Below are 17,550 nucleotides of genomic sequence, written 5' to 3' on the forward strand. Positions count from 1 at the left end.
CAAAGGCATCAGCGTCTCGGCGACAAAGCGGCCGCCGAAGATCCCGAACATCCCACCTTCGTCTGGACCCGTCCGGAACGAGTTGGGTTCAACCGGCTTGTTCATGCCGTCTCCTCTGGTCGCGCTTCCCCTGCCGCTTGCACGGCGTGGAAGAAGGCGCGTATCAAATCCGGGTCTTTCTCGCCCGGCGCACGCTCAACGCCGGAAGAAATATCGATGCCGCGCGGTCGGCAGAGCCCGAGGGCCGCGCCGATATTGGCAGCGTTCAGGCCTCCGGAAAGCATGTAATCCACATCGCCGTCAAGAAAAGTCAGAAGACGCCAGTCGAACGGCATGCCGTTGCCGCCGGGAAGCTCCGCGCCCGGTGGAGGCTTGGCGTCGAGCAGGAAGCGGTCGGAGATGCCACGATAGGCGTTGAGACCTTCCAGATCCGCCGCCTCGCGCACGGACACAGCCTTCATGACCGGAAGGCCATAGCGCGCCTTGAGCGCGGCCACGCGTTCCGGGCTTTCCTTGCCATGAAGCTGCAGCATGTCCGGCTCCATGCCCTCGACAACCCGCGCCAGTGTCTCGTCGTCGGTATCCACCGAGACAGCCACAGCCTTCGCCCGGCCGCGCGCCGCCTGCCGCAGGCGTGCGGCCGTCTCCACCGCCACGTTGCGCGGGCTCTTTTCGAAGAAGATGAACCCCAGATGGCTCGCCCCGCCGTCGAGCGCGGCAGCCACCGCTTCCTCCGTCTTCAGGCCGCAGATCTTGATGTCGAGTTCCATAGGGGTGGGAGTGGCATGAAATGGTGGCGGAGTCGAGGGAAGAGCGAATAGGGAGTAGTGAGTGGTCAGTAGTGGTTTTATGGGATGCCGCCCCCTCGGCTATCTCCCGCTACTCTCTACTCACTACTTCACTACTCGCTAAACTGTATCGCCTGCAGCGCTGTCCCGTTCCTTTTCAGCCATGCCTTGCAGCGCTCCGTATCCGGGCAAAGCTCCTCGCACAGCTTCCAGAAGCGGGGGCCGTGGTTCATCTCTTTCAGATGCGCCACCTCGTGCGCCACCAGGTAGTCGATGACCGATGGCGGGGCCATCATGATGCGCCAGGAGAAGGAAAGCGTGCCGTCCGACGTGCACGAGCCCCAGCGGCTTGTCGTGTCGCGGTAGCGGATGGCCTTGGCGCGTCGGCCGACCGTTTCGGTGTGCCTGACTACCAGCATCCCGATGTCGCGCCGCGCCTCCCGTTTAAGGAAGTCGGCCAGCCGGCGCGGCAAGTGCCTGCGGTCGCCCGTCACCACCAGCGCCGGCTGGCCGTCGTGCATGGTCGTCTCAACCGTTCCACGCCGGCTTGGCTCGTGCATGATGAGATGCGGCACACCGCGCAGCGGGATTTTGATGCCCGGCCGCACCAGGGGCTGGTGGGGCAGCTTCTTCAGCCGCTCCTCCAGCCAGCCCTGGTGGCGCGCCAGGAAGCGCTCTACTTCACGAAGCGAAAGACCCGGCGGGATGGTGACACGCAGGCCCGTGCCGCCCGGCGCGATGCGCAGGGTCAGGCGCCGCGCGCGGGCGTTCTCGACGATCCTCAAAGGTACTTCCCGGCCAGCCACCCGGTGGGACCGTTCCACGGGCTGGGTCGAGACCTTCAGAGGAGCTCTCTTGAAAGGGCGGGGCAGCATTCGGGCAGGATAGATGATTCGGGCCGGCAGAAGAGCCGCAAAATCGACGGCTATTCAGGGAACAGAAAACGGCGCCCGGAGGGCGCCGCCTATGGGGCAGGGAAGGTATTTCGAAGGCTGGTCAGCCTTTGCCCTTGGTCTTCCGGTCCTTGGTCTCGGGCTGGCTCGAATCGCGGCTTGCCTTGCGCTCGTTCATGAAACGGTCGAACTCTTCCTGGTCCTTGGCGCGACGCAGCTCGCGCACATATTCGTCGAACTCCTCGCGCATGGCATCGAGCTTGCGGCGTTCTTCGGCCAAACGCTCCAGTTCCTTCTCGCGCCAATCGTCGAAGGCGATGTTGCCCGTGCGGGCGTGGGCGCGGGAGGCGCGGCGGCAGTTGGCGAACATGCCATCGGTAGCGCGATTCACGTCGCGCTTAAACTCGCCCAGCCTGTCGCCCCACAAAATGTAGGCGAGCATGGCGAGACCGAGCGGCCAGAACACCATGAAACCGATCACCATCAGGGCGATCGTCGCCGGCGTCCAGGCCGGGCGTATCAGTGCAGAGTTGGTCATGTCAGCGGTTCCTCATCGGTTGCGAACAAGGGCTGCGGCCGCATGAATCGAGATGGGAAGCGCTTTTCGTCGATTCAAGACATGAAATACCGAAAGGGCCTGCCTATATGAAAAGGCTTGCTATCCGGCCCGCTCCACCAGCGACGCCGCGACGCGCAGCATCAGGCCGATATCCTGCGGCCGGGACAGGCGGTGGTCGCCGTCGCGAACGAGCGACAGGGTTACGTCGTCGGCCGGCAGGTGCTCGACCAGCCGCATGGCGTGGCCGTAGGGCACGTCGGGGTCGGCCATGCCCTGCAGGATGTGCACCGGGCAGTGGGTATTGATGATGCCTTCGAGTACCCGGTTCCTGCGCCCGTCCTCGAACAGCGCCTTGGTGTAGATGTTGGGCTCCGGCGAATACTCCGAAGGCTCCTCGATATAGCCCTGGGTCTCAAGTGCCTGCCGCTGCCGGGCGTTCAGCACCGGCTCCATCAGCTCGATCGTGAAGTCCGGCGCCGGCGCCAGGAGCAGGAGCCCGCCGATGCGCCGGCCTTCGCCGGCCTTCTGCATCTCCTGCACCATCCTGAGCGCGATCCAGGCGCCCATGGAGGAGCCAACGAGGATTTGCGGACCTTCCGTGAACCGGCGGAAGACGGCGAGGCTCTCGGCAAGCCAGCGGGAGATGGTACCATCGGTAAAAGCGCCGCCTGATTCGCCGTGGCCGGAATAATCGTGCCTAGTGGCGGCAAGGCTGTTTTCGCCCGCCCAGGCGTCCAGGGCTTCGGCCTTGGTGCCCATCATGTCGGAGCGGTAGCCGCCGAGCCAGACGAGGCCGGGCGCGCGGCCTTGCCGGTGGCGCACGGCGATCTCGGTACCGTCGACTTCGATGTGGGTCGGTTCGCTCTGGTTCATCCGTGTCCTCCTGTGCAAGGTGTTCTGGCGCGGGCACCGGTTCGGCAAGAGAGAGCATAGAGCAATCAGCCTTCCCGTCGCGCGCTTCCGCGTGATTCTTTTGCTTGGTTATGCTATTGACACACGGCTCGCCAAGCGCACATAGCCATCGGCTCGACGCTACGGGCCGGACCGTTCCGTCAACGACTTGAGGAGAAGAAGACCATTCGCAGACCGTTCAAAGCGCCGCCTACGGTGAAGGAGGGGCCCCGCGCCAATCGTGAAATCCGGGCTCCCCGGGTTCAGCTTATCGATGACGAAGGCAACAACCGGGGCATTATCGCGACCGAGGAAGCCTTGCTGGCGGCCGAAGAGGCCGGGCTCGACCTTGTCGAGGTATCGCCCAATGCCGATCCGCCCGTGTGCAAGATCACCGATCTCGGCAAGCTGAAATACCAGAGCCAGAAAAAGGCCGCGGAAGCCCGCAAGAAACAGAAGACCATCGAGATCAAAGAGATCAAGATGCGGCCCAACATCGACACTCATGATTATGAGACGAAGATGAAGGCCGTGCGCCGGTTCTTCGAGGAGGGCGACAAGGTGAAGCTGACCTTGCGCTTTCGCGGACGTGAGATGGCTCACTTGGAGCTTGGCATGAAGCTCTTGAATCGCGTGCGCGACGAGGTGGAGCCGATCGCCAAGGTTGAGGCCGAGCCGAAGCTCGAAGGCCGTCAGATGATGATGGTGCTCGCCCCGAAATAGCCTAGATGCCGAGTATGCCTTGCGCGGGTTGAAGCATGTTGCTGCCGCGCAAGGCGAAGGGGCGAACCTCAGAATGAGTGGTGAACCGGCAAAGGCGATCGCCGCCTATCAGGCCATGCGGCGCTACGTTCTGGCGTTCCTCATCGGTGTGGTCTGTTTCCTGCTCGTGTTCAGCAGCTCGCTGCAAAGCGAGATGTCGCACGAGCTTCTGGAAGCGTATGGCCTTGCCCTGATACTGGTCGGCATCGGCGGCCGGTTGTGGTCCATCCTCTATATCGGCGGGCGCAAATCCGCGGAGGTCGTCTCCACCGGCCCGTACTCGGTTACGCGCAATCCGCTCTACTTCTTCTCGACGCTTGCTGCGGCCGGGGTTGGGGCGCAGACCGGCAGTTTTGTCGTGACGGCGCTTGCGGCCGGCTTCTGCATGATGGCCTTCCACATCGTCGCCCTGCGTGAGGAGCGTCACTTGAAGGCCGTGCTCGGCGAGCCCTATCGAGCCTATCTGGAAAGCGTGCCCCGCTTCCTTCCCGCCCCCAGGCTTTTCAGGGACCGGGAAGAGGTGACTTTTCGGCCGCGCATCCTCAATCGAACGCTGGTCGACGGCCTTGCCTTTTTTGCCGCGCTTCCCTTCTTCGAGCTGATCGAGCGTGGGCAGGAAATGGGGCTGATCCCGATTCTTTTCCGGCTGTATTGACGGAATCCTTGCGGCTATTGCGTGGGCAGAAACTTGCTGATATGAGGCACGCCTCGTACGAGCCGGCCGGCAGGGCATGCCGTGGCGGCTTTTAATGCTTCCGGACCTTTTGGCCCGGTCAGAACTAGAATGGCGCGTCTGCGCCGATAATCGGAGAAGCAAAATGCCCAAGATGAAGACCAAGTCTTCTGCCAAGAAGCGGTTCAAGGTGACCGCCACCGGCAAGGTGAAGGTGCAGGCCGCGGGCAAGCGCCACGGCATGATCAAGCGTTCCAACAAGTTCATCCGCGATGCGCGGGGCACGATGGTTCTTTCCGATCCCGATACGAAGATCGTGAAGAAGTTCATGCCCTACAGCTTCTGAGTGAACCGGTTTTAAGGAGATCATGTCATGGCCCGCGTGAAGAGGGGCGTTACCGCCCACGCCAAGCACAAGAAGGTCCTGAAGTCCGCCAAGGGCTTCTACGGCCGCCGCAAGAACACCATCCGCACCGCCAAGCAGGCGGTCGAGAAGTCGCTGCAGTACGCCTATCGCGACCGCAAGAACCGCAAGCGCAATTTCCGCGCCTTGTGGGTTCAGCGCATCAACGCCGCCGCCCGCGAGCACGGCCTGACCTACGGCCGCTTCATCGACGGCCTCAACAAGGCTGGCATTGAGATCGACCGCAAGGTGCTGGCCGACATGGCCGTGCACGAGCCGCAGGCCTTCGCCGCGCTCGTTGCCAAGGCCAAGACGGCGCTTGAGTATCTCAAGAACACCACGCCCAATGCTTTTGAAAGCGCTGTCGCCTAAGGTCAGCGCTTCCCGAAGCAGGAACGGAATTTTCGGGAAACCCGCGCTGGCAGTGCTGGCGCGGGTTTTTTCATGATGGCAACGACGAACGAAGATAGTGTCATGGACAATCGCAATCCGCTTCCTACGCCCGGCAAGGGCACGGCCGTCCGGGACGGCGCGCCGGCAACGGCCAAGGCAGGAGTTGAAGGAAGGACGATGAACGATCTGGACCAGCTGGAAAGGACGATTCTCGACGAGATCGCCGGCGCCGGCGACGAGCAGGCGGTGGAGGCCGTGCGTGTCGCGGCCCTCGGCAAGAAAGGGTCGATCTCGGAGAAACTGAAGACGCTGGGCGCCATGCCGCCGGAAGAACGCCAGGTAATGGGCCCGGCCATCAACGGGTTGAAGAACCGCGTCACCGAGGCATTGACCGCCCGCCGCACCGAGTTGCGAGAGGCGGCGATCGCAGAGCGGCTGGAACGTGAGACGGTGGACGTGACGCTGCCCCTCGCCCGCCCGCCGGCAGAGCGCGGCCGCATCCACCCCATCACCCAGGTGGTCGACGAGATCACCGCCATCTTCGGCGATCTCGGCTTCGCCATCGCCGAGGGACCGGACATCGAGACCGACTACTATAACTTCACCGCGCTCAATTTCCCGGAAGGCCATCCGGCGCGCGAGATGCACGACACCTTCTTCCTCGAACCGGACGAGAACGGCGAGCGCAAGCTCCTGCGCACGCACACCTCGCCCGTGCAGATCCGCACTATGGAGGCGCAGAAGCCGCCGATCCGAATCGTCATACCCGGCAAGACCTACCGGGCGGATTCCGATGCCACGCATACGCCGATGTTCCACCAGCTCGAAGGGCTGGTGATCGACAAGACGGCGAACGTCGCCAACATGAAATGGGTGCTGACGGAGTTCTGCAAGGCGTATTTCGAGGTGCCGCAGCTCAACATGCGCTTCCGGCCGAGCTTCTTCCCCTTCACGGAGCCGAGCCTGGAGGTGGATATCCAGTGCGACCGCTCGAAGCCCGGCGAGATACGCTTCGGCGAGGGCAGCGACTGGCTGGAGATCCTCGGCTGCGGCATGGTGCACCCCAACGTGCTGCGCTACGGCGGCCTCGACCCTGACGAATACCAGGGCTTCGCCTGGGGCATGGGCATCGACCGTATCGCCATGCTGAAATACGGCATGCCGGACCTGCGCGCCTTCTTTGACGCCGACGTGCGCTGGCTTCAGCACTACGGCTTCCGCCCGCTCGACCTGCCGACGCTCTTCGGCGGCTTGAGCTCTTGATTTCCAACCAGGCAGGCTGAACGAAGATGAAATTCACACTCTCCTGGCTCAAGGATCACCTCGAGACCGAGGCCACCCTCGACGAGATTGTCGAGACGCTCACCATGATCGGCCTTGAGGTCGAAGAGGTCGATGACAAATCCGCGCTCAAGCCCTTCCTCATCGCCAGGGTGCTGACGGCCGAGAAGCATCCCGATGCGGACAAGCTCAAGGTGCTGACGGTCGATGCCGGCGACGGCAAGCCCGTGCAGGTCGTGTGCGGTGCGCCCAACGCGCGGGCGGGCCTCATCGGTGCCTTCGCCGCGCCCGGCACCTATATCCCGGGCATCGACGTCACCCTTTCGGTAGGGAAGATCCGCGGCGTGGAAAGCCATGGCATGATGTGCTCGGAGCGCGAGCTGCAGCTTTCTGACGAGCACACCGGCATCATCGATCTGCCGGAGGATGCGCCGGTGGGCAAGGCCTTCGCCACGTGGGCGAAGCTCGACGACCCGGTTATCGAGATCGGGCTGACACCGAACCGGCCGGACTGCACCGGCGTTTACGGCATCGCCCGCGATCTGGCCGCCGCGGGCCTCGGGCGCCTGAGGGAGGGCGCGGTCGAGCCCGTTTCAGGCAAGGGCGCCTGCCCGGTGGATGTAAAGATCGAGGCGCCGGATCTCTGCCACGGCTTCGCACTGCGCGCCGTGCGCGGGGTTGCGAACGGCCCCTCGCCCAAATGGATGCAGCAACGGCTGATAGCCGTCGGCCTGCGCCCCATCAACGCGCTGGTCGACATCACAAACTACGTCACCTTCGACCGCGGCCGCCCGCTGCATGTCTTCGACGCCGCCAAGGTGATAGGGGACCTGACCATCCGCCGCGCCAGGGAAGGCGAGACGGTGCTGGCGCTCGACGAGCGCGAATACCGGCTTTCGCCGGAAGTCTGCGTTATCGCCGACGAGAACGGCGTGGAGTCGATCGCCGGCATCATGGGTGGCGAGCATTCGGGCTGTGACGAAAACACGAAGAACGTGCTGATCGAATCGGCCCTGTGGGAGCCGGCGAACATCGCCCGTACCGGCCGGAACTTAAACATCATCACCGATGCACGCTACCGTTTCGAGCGCGGCGTCGATCCCGAGTTCATGGTCGGCGGCATGGAGCTGGCGACGCGGCTGGTGCTCGAAATCTGTGGCGGCGAGGCGTCAGAGGCGCGCGTCGTCGGCTATCAGGGGCATACGCCGAAGACGGTCTCCTTCCCGACCTCCGAGGTGAAGCGGCTTACCGGGCTCGACGTGCCGCGCGCGGAGAGCCTCGCCATCCTTACGCGCCTCGGCTTCACGCCTGAGGGCGATGGCGAAGTCGCGGATGTAACCGTTCCCTCCTGGCGCCCCGACATCGACGGCAAGGCCGACCTCGTGGAAGAGGTCATGCGCATTCACGGCGTCAACGAGATCGCGCCCGAGCCGATGGTCGCGCACGACGCCGTCAGCGGCCGCATCCTCACCACGCTTCAGGTGCGCACGCGCCAGGCCAAGCGGGCGCTCGCCGTGCGCGGCATGATGGAGGCCGTCACCTGGTCGTTCATCCCGGAAGATCACGCCAAGCTCTTCGGCGGCGGGCAAAAGGCGCTCACGCTCGCCAACCCTATCGCCGCCGACATGTCGACCATGCGCCCGTCGCTCCTGCCCAGCCTGGTCGCGGCCGCGCAGCGTAACGCCGACCGCGGCTTTGCCGACGTGGCGCTGTTTGAGGTCTCCGGCGCCTATGAGGGCGACCGTCCGGAAGACCAGCGCCGCGTGGCGGCCGGCATCCGCCGCGGCACCGCGCGGCTCTCGGCCCAAGGCCGCCACTGGGCCGGCAATGCCGCGCCCGTCGGCGTGTTCGAAGCCAAGGCCGACGCGCTTGCCGTGCTCGAAGCCTGCGGCGCCCCGGTGGACAAGCTGCAGATCGAGGCTGGCGGGCCGGAATGGTACCACCCCGGCCGCTCGGGCACGATCAAGCTGGGCCCGAAGATGGTGCTCGGCACCTTCGGCGAGTTCCACCCGAAGACACTGGAGGCGCTCGACGTTTCCGGGCCGCTGTGCGGCTTCGAGGTCTTCGTCGACGTCATCCCCGAGCCGAAGGCGCGGGCAACGCGCACCAAGCCCCGCCTCGACCTTTCCCCCTTCCAGGCGGTCAAGCGCGACTTCGCCTTTGTGGTCGACAGGGCGGTGGAGGCCGGCGCGCTCACCCGCGCCGCGGCCGCTGCCGACAAGAAGCTGATCGCCGACGTCAACGTCTTCGACGTGTTCGAGGGTGAGGCCCTCGGCGCGGACAAGAAGTCCATCGCCATCGAGGTCACCATCCAGCCGGTGGAAAGGACCCTGACGGACGAAGATTTCGAGGCGCTGGCCGGGCGAATCGTGGAGAATGTTGGGAAGCAGACGGGCGGTGTGCTGAGAAGCTGAACATGACGACCGCCACCCGCCGGGGTAGTCTACCGGCGTGAGCAGCGCCATGATCCGCAACACAAAAGACGGCTACGGCCTCCTTGCGATCGCCTTTCATTGGGCGATCGCGGTTCTGATCCTCGGCCAGATCGGTCTCGGTCTCACAATGGTCCGGGTGGCCGATCAGCGCCTCGCCTTCAATCTGATCCAGTGGCACAAGTCGCTCGGTCTCCTGATCCTCGCCCTGATCGTGCTCAGGCTTCTCTGGCGTCTGGCGAACCCGCGGCCCCTGCCGCTCGCCTCGCTGCGGCGCTGGGAGAAGGCGGCGTCGACCGCGGTTCATCGCCTGCTCTATGCCGTCTTCCTCATCCTGCCGCTTTCCGGCTGGGCGCTGGTTTCGGCCTCGGTGCTCGGCATACCGACGCTCGTCTTCGGCCTCCTTGTGTTACCGCATCTGCCGGTCGGTGTCTCGGAAGCGGGAGAAACGTTCTGGCGGCTGCTGCATCGCTCGCTGGCGTACACCGCGATCGCCTTGGTTGCCGTCCATATGCTGGCCGCGCTGCGCCATCACTTCATCCTCAAGGACGGCGTGCTCAGGCGGATGCTCCGGCCGGGGCGGCGCACGGAACCGTGAGTGGACCTTGTTCGCGGCGCATCCGATAGTGCCCGTGAATGGGAATCTTCGGGCATGGGAATATGGAGATGGCGGCGCGCCTTGCCATTGTCGCGGTCCTGCTCGTTCTCGCCGCCCCTCTGCGGGCGGCGGTCCCGTCCCTGTCGGAGGCGGCGGGCCGCTATGCCGTCGTGGCGTCTGGATCGCGTCTCGCGTTCACGGTGGCGGCGGTGGGAGGCCCGGGGATCAGGGGCCGGTTCGCCAGGTTCGACGGAACGATCGACATCCCTGCCGACAGTGTCGATCGCGCGCGTGTGACGATCACCATCTATCCCGACAGCGTGACGACGGGCCAGAAACGCATCGACGATTTCCTCAAATCAGATGCCGTCTTCGACACGGCGAACGAGCAGGCGATTGTCTTCCGTTCGACGCGCGTCCGCCGCACCGGCGATGACACGGCCACCATCGAAGGCAATCTCACCGCCCGCGGCCGCACTTTCGAGGAGACGTTTCACGTCAGGCTTGCCGAGGCGCAACGTGGGAACCTCCGCTTTCACGTTCAGGGCAAGGTCTTCCGTTCCCGCTACGGCATGGATGTCGGAACGCCGATCTATTCCAATGTCGTCGATTTCGATATGGACCTCGCCTCGCAGCGCCGATAGTCTCGCGGCGATTTTTTCGGGAGGCGACATGTTCCGCTGGGGTATTCTGTCGACGGCCAAGATCGGCCGTGAATTCGTCATTCCGCAGCTTCTGGACGCGGAGAACGGCGTGGTCACCGCCATCGCCAGCCGCGACGAGGCGCGGGCCAAGGCCGTTGCCGCGCGCTTCGGCATCCCGCATGCCTTTTCTTCCTATGAGGCGCTGCTCGCCTCGCCGGAGGTCGACGGCGTCTACATTCCGCTGCCTACATCGCAACATGTGGAATGGGCGGTGAAGGCGGCGGACGCCGGCAAGCATGTGCTGGTCGAAAAGCCGCTGGCGCTCAACGCCAACGATATCCGTCAGGTGATCGAGGCGCGCGACCGCAACCGTGTGCTCGTCTGCGAGGCCTTCATGGTTACCTACCATCCGCAGTGGCACAAGGCGCGGGAGCTCGTCGCCGAGGGCGCCATCGGCCGCCTGCGCCACGTGCAGGGCGCCTTCACTTATCACAACGTCGATCCCGACAACATGCGCAACCGGCCGGAGTTGGGCGGCGGCGGCCTGCCCGACATCGGCGTCTATCCGACCGTTGCCACACGCTTCGTCACCGGCTGCGAGCCGCAGCGCATTCAGGCGGTTGTCGAGCGCGACGCGAAATTTGGCACGGATATCTATGCCAGCGTCAAGGCCGACTGCGGCGGCTTCGAGGTGAGCTTCTATGTGTCCACCCAGATGGCGGCGCGACAGGTGATGGTGTTCCACGGCGACAAAGGCTTCATCGAAGTGGAAACCCCGTTCAACTCGCGCGTCTACGGCGATGACCGCGTCATCCTCAACAGCGCCGATCACGGGACCTCGACCGTCTACCGCTACGGTGACATCCGCCAGTACCGCCGCCAGGCGGAGGCCTTCGCCCGCGCGGTCAGCGGAGAGGATGTACCGGTCTTCACGCTGGAGGAGTCGGTGAAGAATCAGAAGGTGATCGACGCCATCTACCGCGCGGCCGCCCATGATGGCTGGGAACGGGTCTAAGGGTCAGGTAGGGGATTCCGCGTGTCCGAACGCGGCAGCGCGTCCATGCGCGCCAGCGTCCGCTCGCACGCGAGGAACAGGTGCCGGCCGATGCGCCCGACGCGGCGCAGACGTTTCGCCCAACTGGGCGCTACCTGGACGGCGTGATAGTGCGTCGCCTCCAGCATGTCGCGGTTGACCTGCGCGGCCTGCTTCCCTCCGCAGTCTTCGCGGCACAAGACGGCCGCGGCGACCTTTTGCATTTTTTCCCACGCCGTCCTATCGAACGGATAGTCGGAGCGTCCGTCGCAGGCGAAGGAGAACTGGCAGCGGTTGCGCCGGTGCGCGTTCTGGTAGACCACGGCGCAGATGCTGCGCGGGTAGACGCGCGAGCGCACCCGGTTGAGGATCACTTGGGCGACGGCGAATTGACCGCTCGTCCGTTCACCCCGCGCCTCGTGATAGATGGCCAACGCCAGGCAGTCACGTGCCAAGCGGTCGCCGAGACGCTGCAGCGTCTCGTGCGGGCGCATCGTTTCCGGGAAGCGCTGCAGGCTCTCTGCTCCGTGCGATACGGTGATAGCGGTTTGGTGGACGATGCCCAAGGCGGGCATCGTCAGGGCAACTGGCGTCGCCATGACGTCTTTCGTCGTCAGTAAAAGCAGGACGCCCCCCAGGAAGCATCCAGTTTTACGCAAAATTGTACATCCTACATATTATTCAACCTATGAGAGCATATGCCGTGACAAGCGTCAACAAATTCTCAACAAGACAACCTTCTGGTGCTGGCTACCCCCGCTCCGCCTCCCAAACGGGACAAACCGCACGCGCTCAAGCGCGTGGAACAGGCACATGCCGCCTTGCGTGACAAAAATGCTGTTCTTATATACGCGGCAACGTCGCGGCTTGCGTGTTTCACCGACCGAAGTATCGCGGCATTTCGTATGAACAGGGGCTGTCGCCTGGAACGCCTGAATGGGTCCTGGCAGTCTGCTTAGCGGAGAGAATAGATGGCAAAAGTAATCGGTATCGATCTCGGAACAACCAATTCCTGCGTCGCCGTGATGGACGGCAAGGACGCCAAGGTTATTGAGAATGCGGAAGGCGCGCGCACCACGCCGTCGATCGTCGCCTTTACCGATTCGGACGAGCGTCTGGTCGGCCAGCCGGCCAAGCGCCAGGCGGTCACCAACCCGGAAAACACCTTCTACGCCATCAAGCGCCTCATTGGCCGCCGCTTCGAGGACCCGACGGTCGAGAAGGACAAGAAGCTGGTCTCCTACAAGATCGTCAAGGCCGACAACGGCGATGCCTGGGTCGAGTCCCAGGGCAAGCAGTATTCCCCCTCGCAGATCTCCGCCATGATCCTTCAGAAGATGAAGGAGACCGCCGAGTCCTATCTCGGCGAGAAGGTGGAGAAAGCGGTTATCACCGTTCCCGCCTACTTCAACGATGCTCAGCGCCAAGCCACCAAGGATGCCGGTAAGATCGCCGGCCTCGACGTGCTCAGGATCATCAACGAGCCGACGGCGGCAGCGCTCGCCTACGGCCTCGACAAGAAGGAAGGCAAGACCATCGCCGTCTACGACCTCGGCGGCGGCACCTTTGACATCTCAATTCTCGAGATCGGCGACGGCGTCTTTGAGGTGAAGTCGACCAACGGCGATACTTTCCTCGGCGGCGAGGACTTCGACATGCGCCTGGTCGGCTACCTCGCCGACGAGTTCAAGAAGGAGCAGGGCATCGACCTGAAGAACGACAAGCTCGCCCTCCAGCGCCTGAAAGAGGCTGCGGAGAAAGCCAAGATCGAGCTGTCGTCCGCTTCGCAGACCGAGATCAACCTGCCATTCATCACCGCCGACCAGACCGGCCCGAAGCACCTGGCGATCAAGCTGACGCGTGCCAAGTTCGAGAGCCTGGTCGAAGACCTGATCAAGCGCACCGTCGATCCCTGCAAGGCCGCGCTCAAGGATGCCGGCCTCAATGCCGGCGAGATCGACGAGGTGGTGCTCGTCGGCGGCATGACACGCATGCCCAAGGTGCAGGAGACGGTGAAGGCCTTCTTCGGCAAGGAGCCGCACAAGGGCGTCAATCCGGACGAGGTGGTCGCCATGGGCGCCGCCATCCAGGCCGGCGTGCTGCAGGGCGACGTCAAGGACGTGCTGCTGCTCGACGTCACCCCGCTGTCGCTCGGCATCGAGACGCTGGGCGGCGTGTTCACGCGCCTCATCGACCGCAACACGACCATCCCCACCAAGAAGAGCCAGGTCTTCTCGACCGCCGAGGACAACCAGTCGGCGGTGACGATCCGCGTCTTCCAGGGCGAGCGCGAGATGGCGGCCGACAACAAGCTGCTCGGCCAGTTCGATCTCGTTGGCATTCCGCCCGCCCCGCGCGGCGTGCCGCAGGTGGAGGTGACCTTCGACATCGACGCCAACGGCATTGTCAATGTGCATGCCAAGGACAAGGGCACCGGCAAGGAGCAGCAGATCCGCATCCAGGCTTCCGGCGGCCTCTCCGACGACGAGATCGAGAAGATGGTCAAGGACGCCGAGGCCAATGCCGAGGCCGACAAGAAGCGCCGCGAGACGGTCGAGGTGAAGAACCAGGCCGAAGCCCTCATCCATTCTTCGGAGAAGTCGCTCAAGGAGTATGGCGACAAGGTTTCCGAGGAAGAGCGCAAGGCCATCGAGAACGCCATCGCCGAGTTGAAGACGGCCACCGAAGGCGACGACGTGGAGGCGATCAAGGCCAAGACCACCGCGCTCGCCGAGGCTTCCATGAAGCTCGGCCAGGCTATGTACGAGGCAAGCCAGGCCGAGGGTTCAGAGGAAGCCTCCGCTGAGGGCGAGGCCAAGTCCAGTGACGATGTCGTCGACGCCGACTTCGAGGAAATAGACGAGGACGACAAGAAGTCGGCCTGACCGGCGTTTATGGAACGACAGGAAGGCCCGGGCGTCGTTGCCCGGGCCCTTTTCTTTTCCGGACTGTCGGCGGCTGACGGCTTCCAAAATCCCGCAGACTATGGCATTCGCACTGCGGAACACCTAAATAGCGGACACCGGCCGGGGACAGTGGTGCCGGACCCAGAAGAACATGCGGGATCTTTAATTCATGAAGGCAGATTTTTACGAGACGCTTAGCGTGTCGAGAAACGCCGACGAAAAGGAACTAAAGAGCGCATTCCGCAAGCTCGCCATGAAGTACCACCCGGACCGTAATCCGGGCGATGCCGAGGCGGAGCATAAGTTCAAGGAAATCAACCTCGCCTACGAGACGCTGCGCGACCCGCAGAAGCGCGCGGCCTACGACCGCTTCGGCCACGCCGCCTTCGAGAACGGTGGTATGGGCGGGCATGGCGGCGGCTTTGGCGGCGGTGGCTTCGCCGATATTTTCGAGGACATTTTCGGAGACATCATGGGTGGCGGGCGCCGCCGCTCCGGCGGCCGCGACCGGGGCGCGGATCTGCGCTACAATATGGAGATCACGCTGGAGGAAGCCTACACCGGCAAGACGGCGCAGATCCACGTGCCAACATCGGTGAGCTGCGATGAATGTTCCGGTTCGGGCGCCAAGCCCGGTTCCTCCCCGGCACAGTGCTCCATGTGCCACGGCGCCGGCCGCGTGCGCGCCGCGCAGGGCTTCTTCTCCATCGAGCGCACCTGTCCGCAGTGCCAGGGCCGCGGCGAGATCATCAAGGACCCCTGCACGAAATGCTCCGGGCAAGGACGCGTCGTCGAGGAGCGCTCGCTTTCCGTCAACATCCCCGCCGGTATCGAGGACGGCACGCGCATCCGCCTCGCCGGCGAGGGCGAGGCGGGATTGCGCGGCGGCCCCACGGGCGATCTCTACATCTTCCTGTCGGTCAAGCCGCACGAATTCTTCCAGCGCGACGGCGCCGACCTCTACTGCAAGGTGCCCATCTCCATGACCACGGCCGCCCTCGGCGGCTCCTTCGAGGTCGCCACCCTCGACGGCACCCAGACCCGCGTGAAAGTGCCCGAGGGCACGCAGAACGGCCGCCAGTTCCGCATGCGGGGCAAGGGCATGCCTGTGCTCAGGCAGCCGCAGGTGGGTGATCTCTATATACAGGTGGCGGTGGAGACACCGCAGAACCTGACGCGCAAACAGCGTGAACTGTTGGAAGAGTTCGAGAAAATCTCCTCCGGCGAGAATAGTCCGCAGTCGACGGGCTTCTTCGCTCGCATGAAGGATTTCCTCGAATCCTTTGGCGAGTGACGGAGCGTCGCCGACGAGACGCCGTGGGGAGTGGGGACGGAGGAAGCTGGAAATGAGCAAAGGCTCGGACGTCCGTAAGGCGATCGCAGATCGATTTGAAGATGAACTGCGATTTTTTCGCGGCTGGATCGATCGGCCGAAAGCCGTCGGTTCCATCGTTCCCACGAGCGGTGTTACGGCGCGGCGGATGGCCTCCGTCATCGACACGGCGTCCGGCCTTCCGGTGCTCGAGGTGGGGCCTGGCACCGGCGTGATCACCCGGGCTATCCTGGCGCGTGGCGTGAAGCCGGAAGATCTCTACGCGGTCGAATATTCACCCGATTTCGTCAAGCATCTGCGCGCCTGCTATCCTCGCGTTCATGTCATCGAGGGTGACGCCTTCAATCTCGACCACACGCTCGGCGCAGACGCCCCGCAGACCTTCGACAGCGTCATCTCGGGCGTGCCGCTGCTCAACTTCCCCATCGAGGCGCGCATCGGCTATCTGGAAGGCCTATTGCGCCGCGTTCCGGCAGGGCGCCCCGTGATTCAGCTCACCTATGGTCCAAGGTCGCCGATTCCGCCCGGCCATGGCGATTATACGGTCGAGCATTTCGACTTCGTCATCCGCAATATCCCGCCGACCCAGCTTTGGGTGTATCGTCGGGCGAAGCATTGACCGGACATCCCCTTTTCGGCTGGCCGAAGTCATAATCTGCCAGACTCATGCGCGAGAGACTTCTTTGTAGGCGTTTCGCCGAGCGTACCTCGCCGCGCTTGAAATACCCCACCGATCGCCTATACCCGAGGCGGTAAAATTGAAACGGTGGGAGCCGTGAATCCAAAAATTCTTGTCTTCGCCGGCTCGATCCGCAGCGGCGCCCTTAGCGGCAAAACCGCCGATGCGGCCGTGAAGGAGCTGGCGCTGCAGGGCGCCGAAGTCACGCGCATCTCGCTTGCCGACTACCCCCTGCCGATCCTCAATCAGGATCTGGAACGGGAAAAGGGCGTACCGGAAAACGCCGTGAAACTGGCCCACATGCTCGCCGCCCATGATGGGCTCTTGATAGCCACTCCCGAATACAACTCCTCGCTGCCGCCTCTGTTGAAGAACACCATCGACTGGATCAGCCGCGTCAAGGCCGATGCGCAAGGCCGCTCCCTCCGCGCCTTCCGCGGCAAACCTGTGGCGCTTTGCTCCTCCTCCGACGGCGGCTATGCCGGCGCGCGCGCGATTATCCACCTGCGCGGTGTGCTCGTGCACTGCCAGGCGGAAGTGATCACACCGCAATGCTCCGTGTCGCGCGCCCAGGAAGCCTTCGACGAGAACGGCGATTTTCTGGAGGAACGGCTGCAGAAGGCGATGGCCAAGGTCTGCCGCACGCTGATCGAGCGGGCACGCATGCTGTCGACGCGGGTGGAGGTGTGACAGCCTTCTATCTCACGCATCCCCAAGTCGAGATAGAACCGGAGCGTCCGGTGCCCGAATGGCGCCTTTCCGGTCGGGGGAGGCAACGGGTCGAAGCCATGCTTGGGAAGACATGGCTGCGCCCGATCAGGCGCATCGTCTCCAGCGCGGAGTTGAAGGCCGTCGAGACGGCTGCGCTGATAGCGGCGCGTCTGGGTGTCGCGATCGAGGTCGACCCGGAGATGGGAGAAAACGATCGCTCGGCGACGGGTTTTCTGCAACCGGATGAATTCGAAGCCGCGGCCGACAGGTTCTTTGGCGAGCCGCAAAAGAGCTGGCGGGGCTGGGAAAGGGCGGTCGACGCTGCCGATCGCATCGAGGCGGCGGTGCGCCGTGCGCTGAACCGCTCAGAGCTTGTGCCCACGCTCCTGGTCGGGCACGGCGCTGTCGGCACGTTGCTCAAATGCCGGATCGGCAGCCGTCGGATCTCCAGACGGGAAGATCAGCCCGCGGGCGGTGGCAGCCTGTTCGCCTTCGGGATTGCCAGCCGCGAATTGTTGTGCGACTGGACGCCGATGGAAACATTCGAGGGGGTGGACCGTGCCGGCTGACA

At 64.0% G+C, this 17,550-nt stretch carries 19 protein-coding genes; 14 read left to right on the plus strand and 5 right to left on the minus strand.

The window, feature by feature from the left end; all coding sequences use genetic code 11:
* Positions 1 to 101: 101 nt before the first annotated feature.
* The 4 genes from GPJ75_RS02760 to GPJ75_RS02775 all read right to left on the minus strand — a co-directional run bounded on the left by GPJ75_RS02760 (position 102) and on the right by GPJ75_RS02775 (position 3,113).
* Entirely contained in the window at positions 102 to 770 is a 669-nt protein-coding gene (locus GPJ75_RS02760; protein WP_163264926.1) for a phosphoribosylanthranilate isomerase, read from the minus strand.
* 131 nt (positions 771 to 901) lie between these two features.
* Entirely contained in the window at positions 902 to 1,663 is a 762-nt protein-coding gene (locus GPJ75_RS02765) for a M48 family metallopeptidase (protein WP_163264928.1), read from the minus strand.
* Between the two features lie 121 nt (positions 1,664 to 1,784).
* Positions 1,785 to 2,219: a DUF2852 domain-containing protein gene (locus GPJ75_RS02770; protein WP_163264930.1), complete on the minus strand. Its 435-nt coding sequence runs from the start codon at positions 2,217 to 2,219 to the stop codon at positions 1,785 to 1,787.
* Between the two features lie 120 nt (positions 2,220 to 2,339).
* Positions 2,340 to 3,113: an alpha/beta hydrolase gene (locus GPJ75_RS02775; protein WP_163264932.1), complete on the minus strand. Its 774-nt coding sequence runs from the start codon at positions 3,111 to 3,113 to the stop codon at positions 2,340 to 2,342.
* A 204-nt stretch (positions 3,114 to 3,317) separates the two neighbouring features.
* Here GPJ75_RS02775 and infC point away from each other — a divergent pair, with 204 nt between their 5' ends.
* The 9 genes from infC (at position 3,318) to GPJ75_RS02820 (ending at position 11,332) form a co-directional block, all read left to right on the plus strand.
* Positions 3,318 to 3,854, plus strand: a complete 537-nt coding sequence (gene infC, locus GPJ75_RS02780; protein ID WP_159586885.1) for a translation initiation factor IF-3 — start codon at positions 3,318 to 3,320, stop codon at positions 3,852 to 3,854.
* A 73-nt stretch (positions 3,855 to 3,927) separates the two neighbouring features.
* The gene (locus GPJ75_RS02785; protein ID WP_163264934.1) at positions 3,928 to 4,548 is read left to right on the plus strand and encodes a methyltransferase family protein; all 621 of its coding nucleotides are present in this window, start codon (positions 3,928 to 3,930) and stop codon (positions 4,546 to 4,548) included.
* A gap of 163 nt (positions 4,549 to 4,711) precedes the next feature.
* Positions 4,712 to 4,912: a 50S ribosomal protein L35 gene (rpmI, locus tag GPJ75_RS02790; protein WP_163264936.1), complete on the plus strand. Its 201-nt coding sequence runs from the start codon at positions 4,712 to 4,714 to the stop codon at positions 4,910 to 4,912.
* Positions 4,913 to 4,939: 27 nt separating this feature from the next.
* On the plus strand, positions 4,940 to 5,341 hold the full coding sequence (rplT, locus tag GPJ75_RS02795; protein WP_163264938.1) for a 50S ribosomal protein L20: 402 nt from the start codon (positions 4,940 to 4,942) through the stop codon (positions 5,339 to 5,341).
* Between the two features lie 198 nt (positions 5,342 to 5,539).
* Positions 5,540 to 6,625 carry a phenylalanine--tRNA ligase subunit alpha gene (gene pheS / locus GPJ75_RS02800; protein ID WP_163264940.1) on the plus strand — a complete coding sequence of 362 codons (1,086 nt, stop codon included), beginning with the start codon at positions 5,540 to 5,542 and terminating at the stop codon, positions 6,623 to 6,625.
* Between the two features lie 26 nt (positions 6,626 to 6,651).
* Entirely contained in the window at positions 6,652 to 9,057 is a 2,406-nt protein-coding gene (gene pheT / locus GPJ75_RS02805) for a phenylalanine--tRNA ligase subunit beta (protein ID WP_163264942.1), read from the plus strand.
* Positions 9,058 to 9,106: 49 nt separating this feature from the next.
* A complete protein-coding gene (locus GPJ75_RS02810) occupies positions 9,107 to 9,673 on the plus strand; it encodes a cytochrome b (RefSeq protein ID WP_163264944.1) in 567 nt (188 codons plus the stop codon).
* 68 nt (positions 9,674 to 9,741) lie between these two features.
* Positions 9,742 to 10,317, plus strand: coding sequence for a YceI family protein (locus GPJ75_RS02815; RefSeq protein WP_163264946.1), 576 nt, complete (start codon positions 9,742 to 9,744; stop codon positions 10,315 to 10,317).
* Between the two features lie 28 nt (positions 10,318 to 10,345).
* Complete coding sequence (locus GPJ75_RS02820; protein WP_163264948.1) at positions 10,346 to 11,332, plus strand: Gfo/Idh/MocA family protein; 987 nt, start codon at positions 10,346 to 10,348, stop codon at positions 11,330 to 11,332.
* Here the strand turns inward: GPJ75_RS02820 and GPJ75_RS02825 are convergent.
* On the minus strand, positions 11,329 to 11,949 hold the full coding sequence (locus tag GPJ75_RS02825) for a cell wall hydrolase (RefSeq protein WP_163264949.1): 621 nt from the start codon (positions 11,947 to 11,949) through the stop codon (positions 11,329 to 11,331). The genes GPJ75_RS02820 and GPJ75_RS02825 overlap by 4 nt on opposite strands.
* 372 nt (positions 11,950 to 12,321) lie before the next feature.
* On the opposite strand from GPJ75_RS02825, the gene dnaK reads away from it, so the two are divergent.
* The 5 genes from dnaK (at position 12,322) to GPJ75_RS02850 (ending at position 17,548) form a co-directional block, all read left to right on the plus strand.
* Complete coding sequence (gene dnaK, locus GPJ75_RS02830) at positions 12,322 to 14,235, plus strand: molecular chaperone DnaK (protein ID WP_163264951.1); 1,914 nt, start codon at positions 12,322 to 12,324, stop codon at positions 14,233 to 14,235.
* Positions 14,236 to 14,425: 190 nt separating this feature from the next.
* Positions 14,426 to 15,550 (plus strand): molecular chaperone DnaJ, encoded by a 1,125-nt coding sequence (dnaJ, locus tag GPJ75_RS02835; protein ID WP_163264953.1) that lies wholly within the window; start codon positions 14,426 to 14,428, stop codon positions 15,548 to 15,550.
* 52 nt (positions 15,551 to 15,602) lie between these two features.
* Positions 15,603 to 16,208 carry a phospholipid N-methyltransferase PmtA gene (gene pmtA / locus GPJ75_RS02840; protein ID WP_163264956.1) on the plus strand — a complete coding sequence of 202 codons (606 nt, stop codon included), beginning with the start codon at positions 15,603 to 15,605 and terminating at the stop codon, positions 16,206 to 16,208.
* A gap of 156 nt (positions 16,209 to 16,364) precedes the next feature.
* On the plus strand, positions 16,365 to 16,958 hold the full coding sequence (locus GPJ75_RS02845) for an NADPH-dependent FMN reductase (protein ID WP_163264958.1): 594 nt from the start codon (positions 16,365 to 16,367) through the stop codon (positions 16,956 to 16,958).
* Positions 16,955 to 17,548 (plus strand): histidine phosphatase family protein, encoded by a 594-nt coding sequence (locus tag GPJ75_RS02850; RefSeq protein WP_163264960.1) that lies wholly within the window; start codon positions 16,955 to 16,957, stop codon positions 17,546 to 17,548. Before GPJ75_RS02845 ends, GPJ75_RS02850 begins: the two co-directional genes overlap by 4 nt.
* The last annotated feature ends 2 nt before the right edge of the window (positions 17,549 to 17,550 follow it).

Origin of the sequence: Chelativorans alearensis, from assembly GCF_010993735.1 — a bacterium.
In the GTDB taxonomy this organism is placed as follows: Bacteria; Pseudomonadota; Alphaproteobacteria; order Rhizobiales; family Rhizobiaceae; genus Chelativorans; species Chelativorans alearense.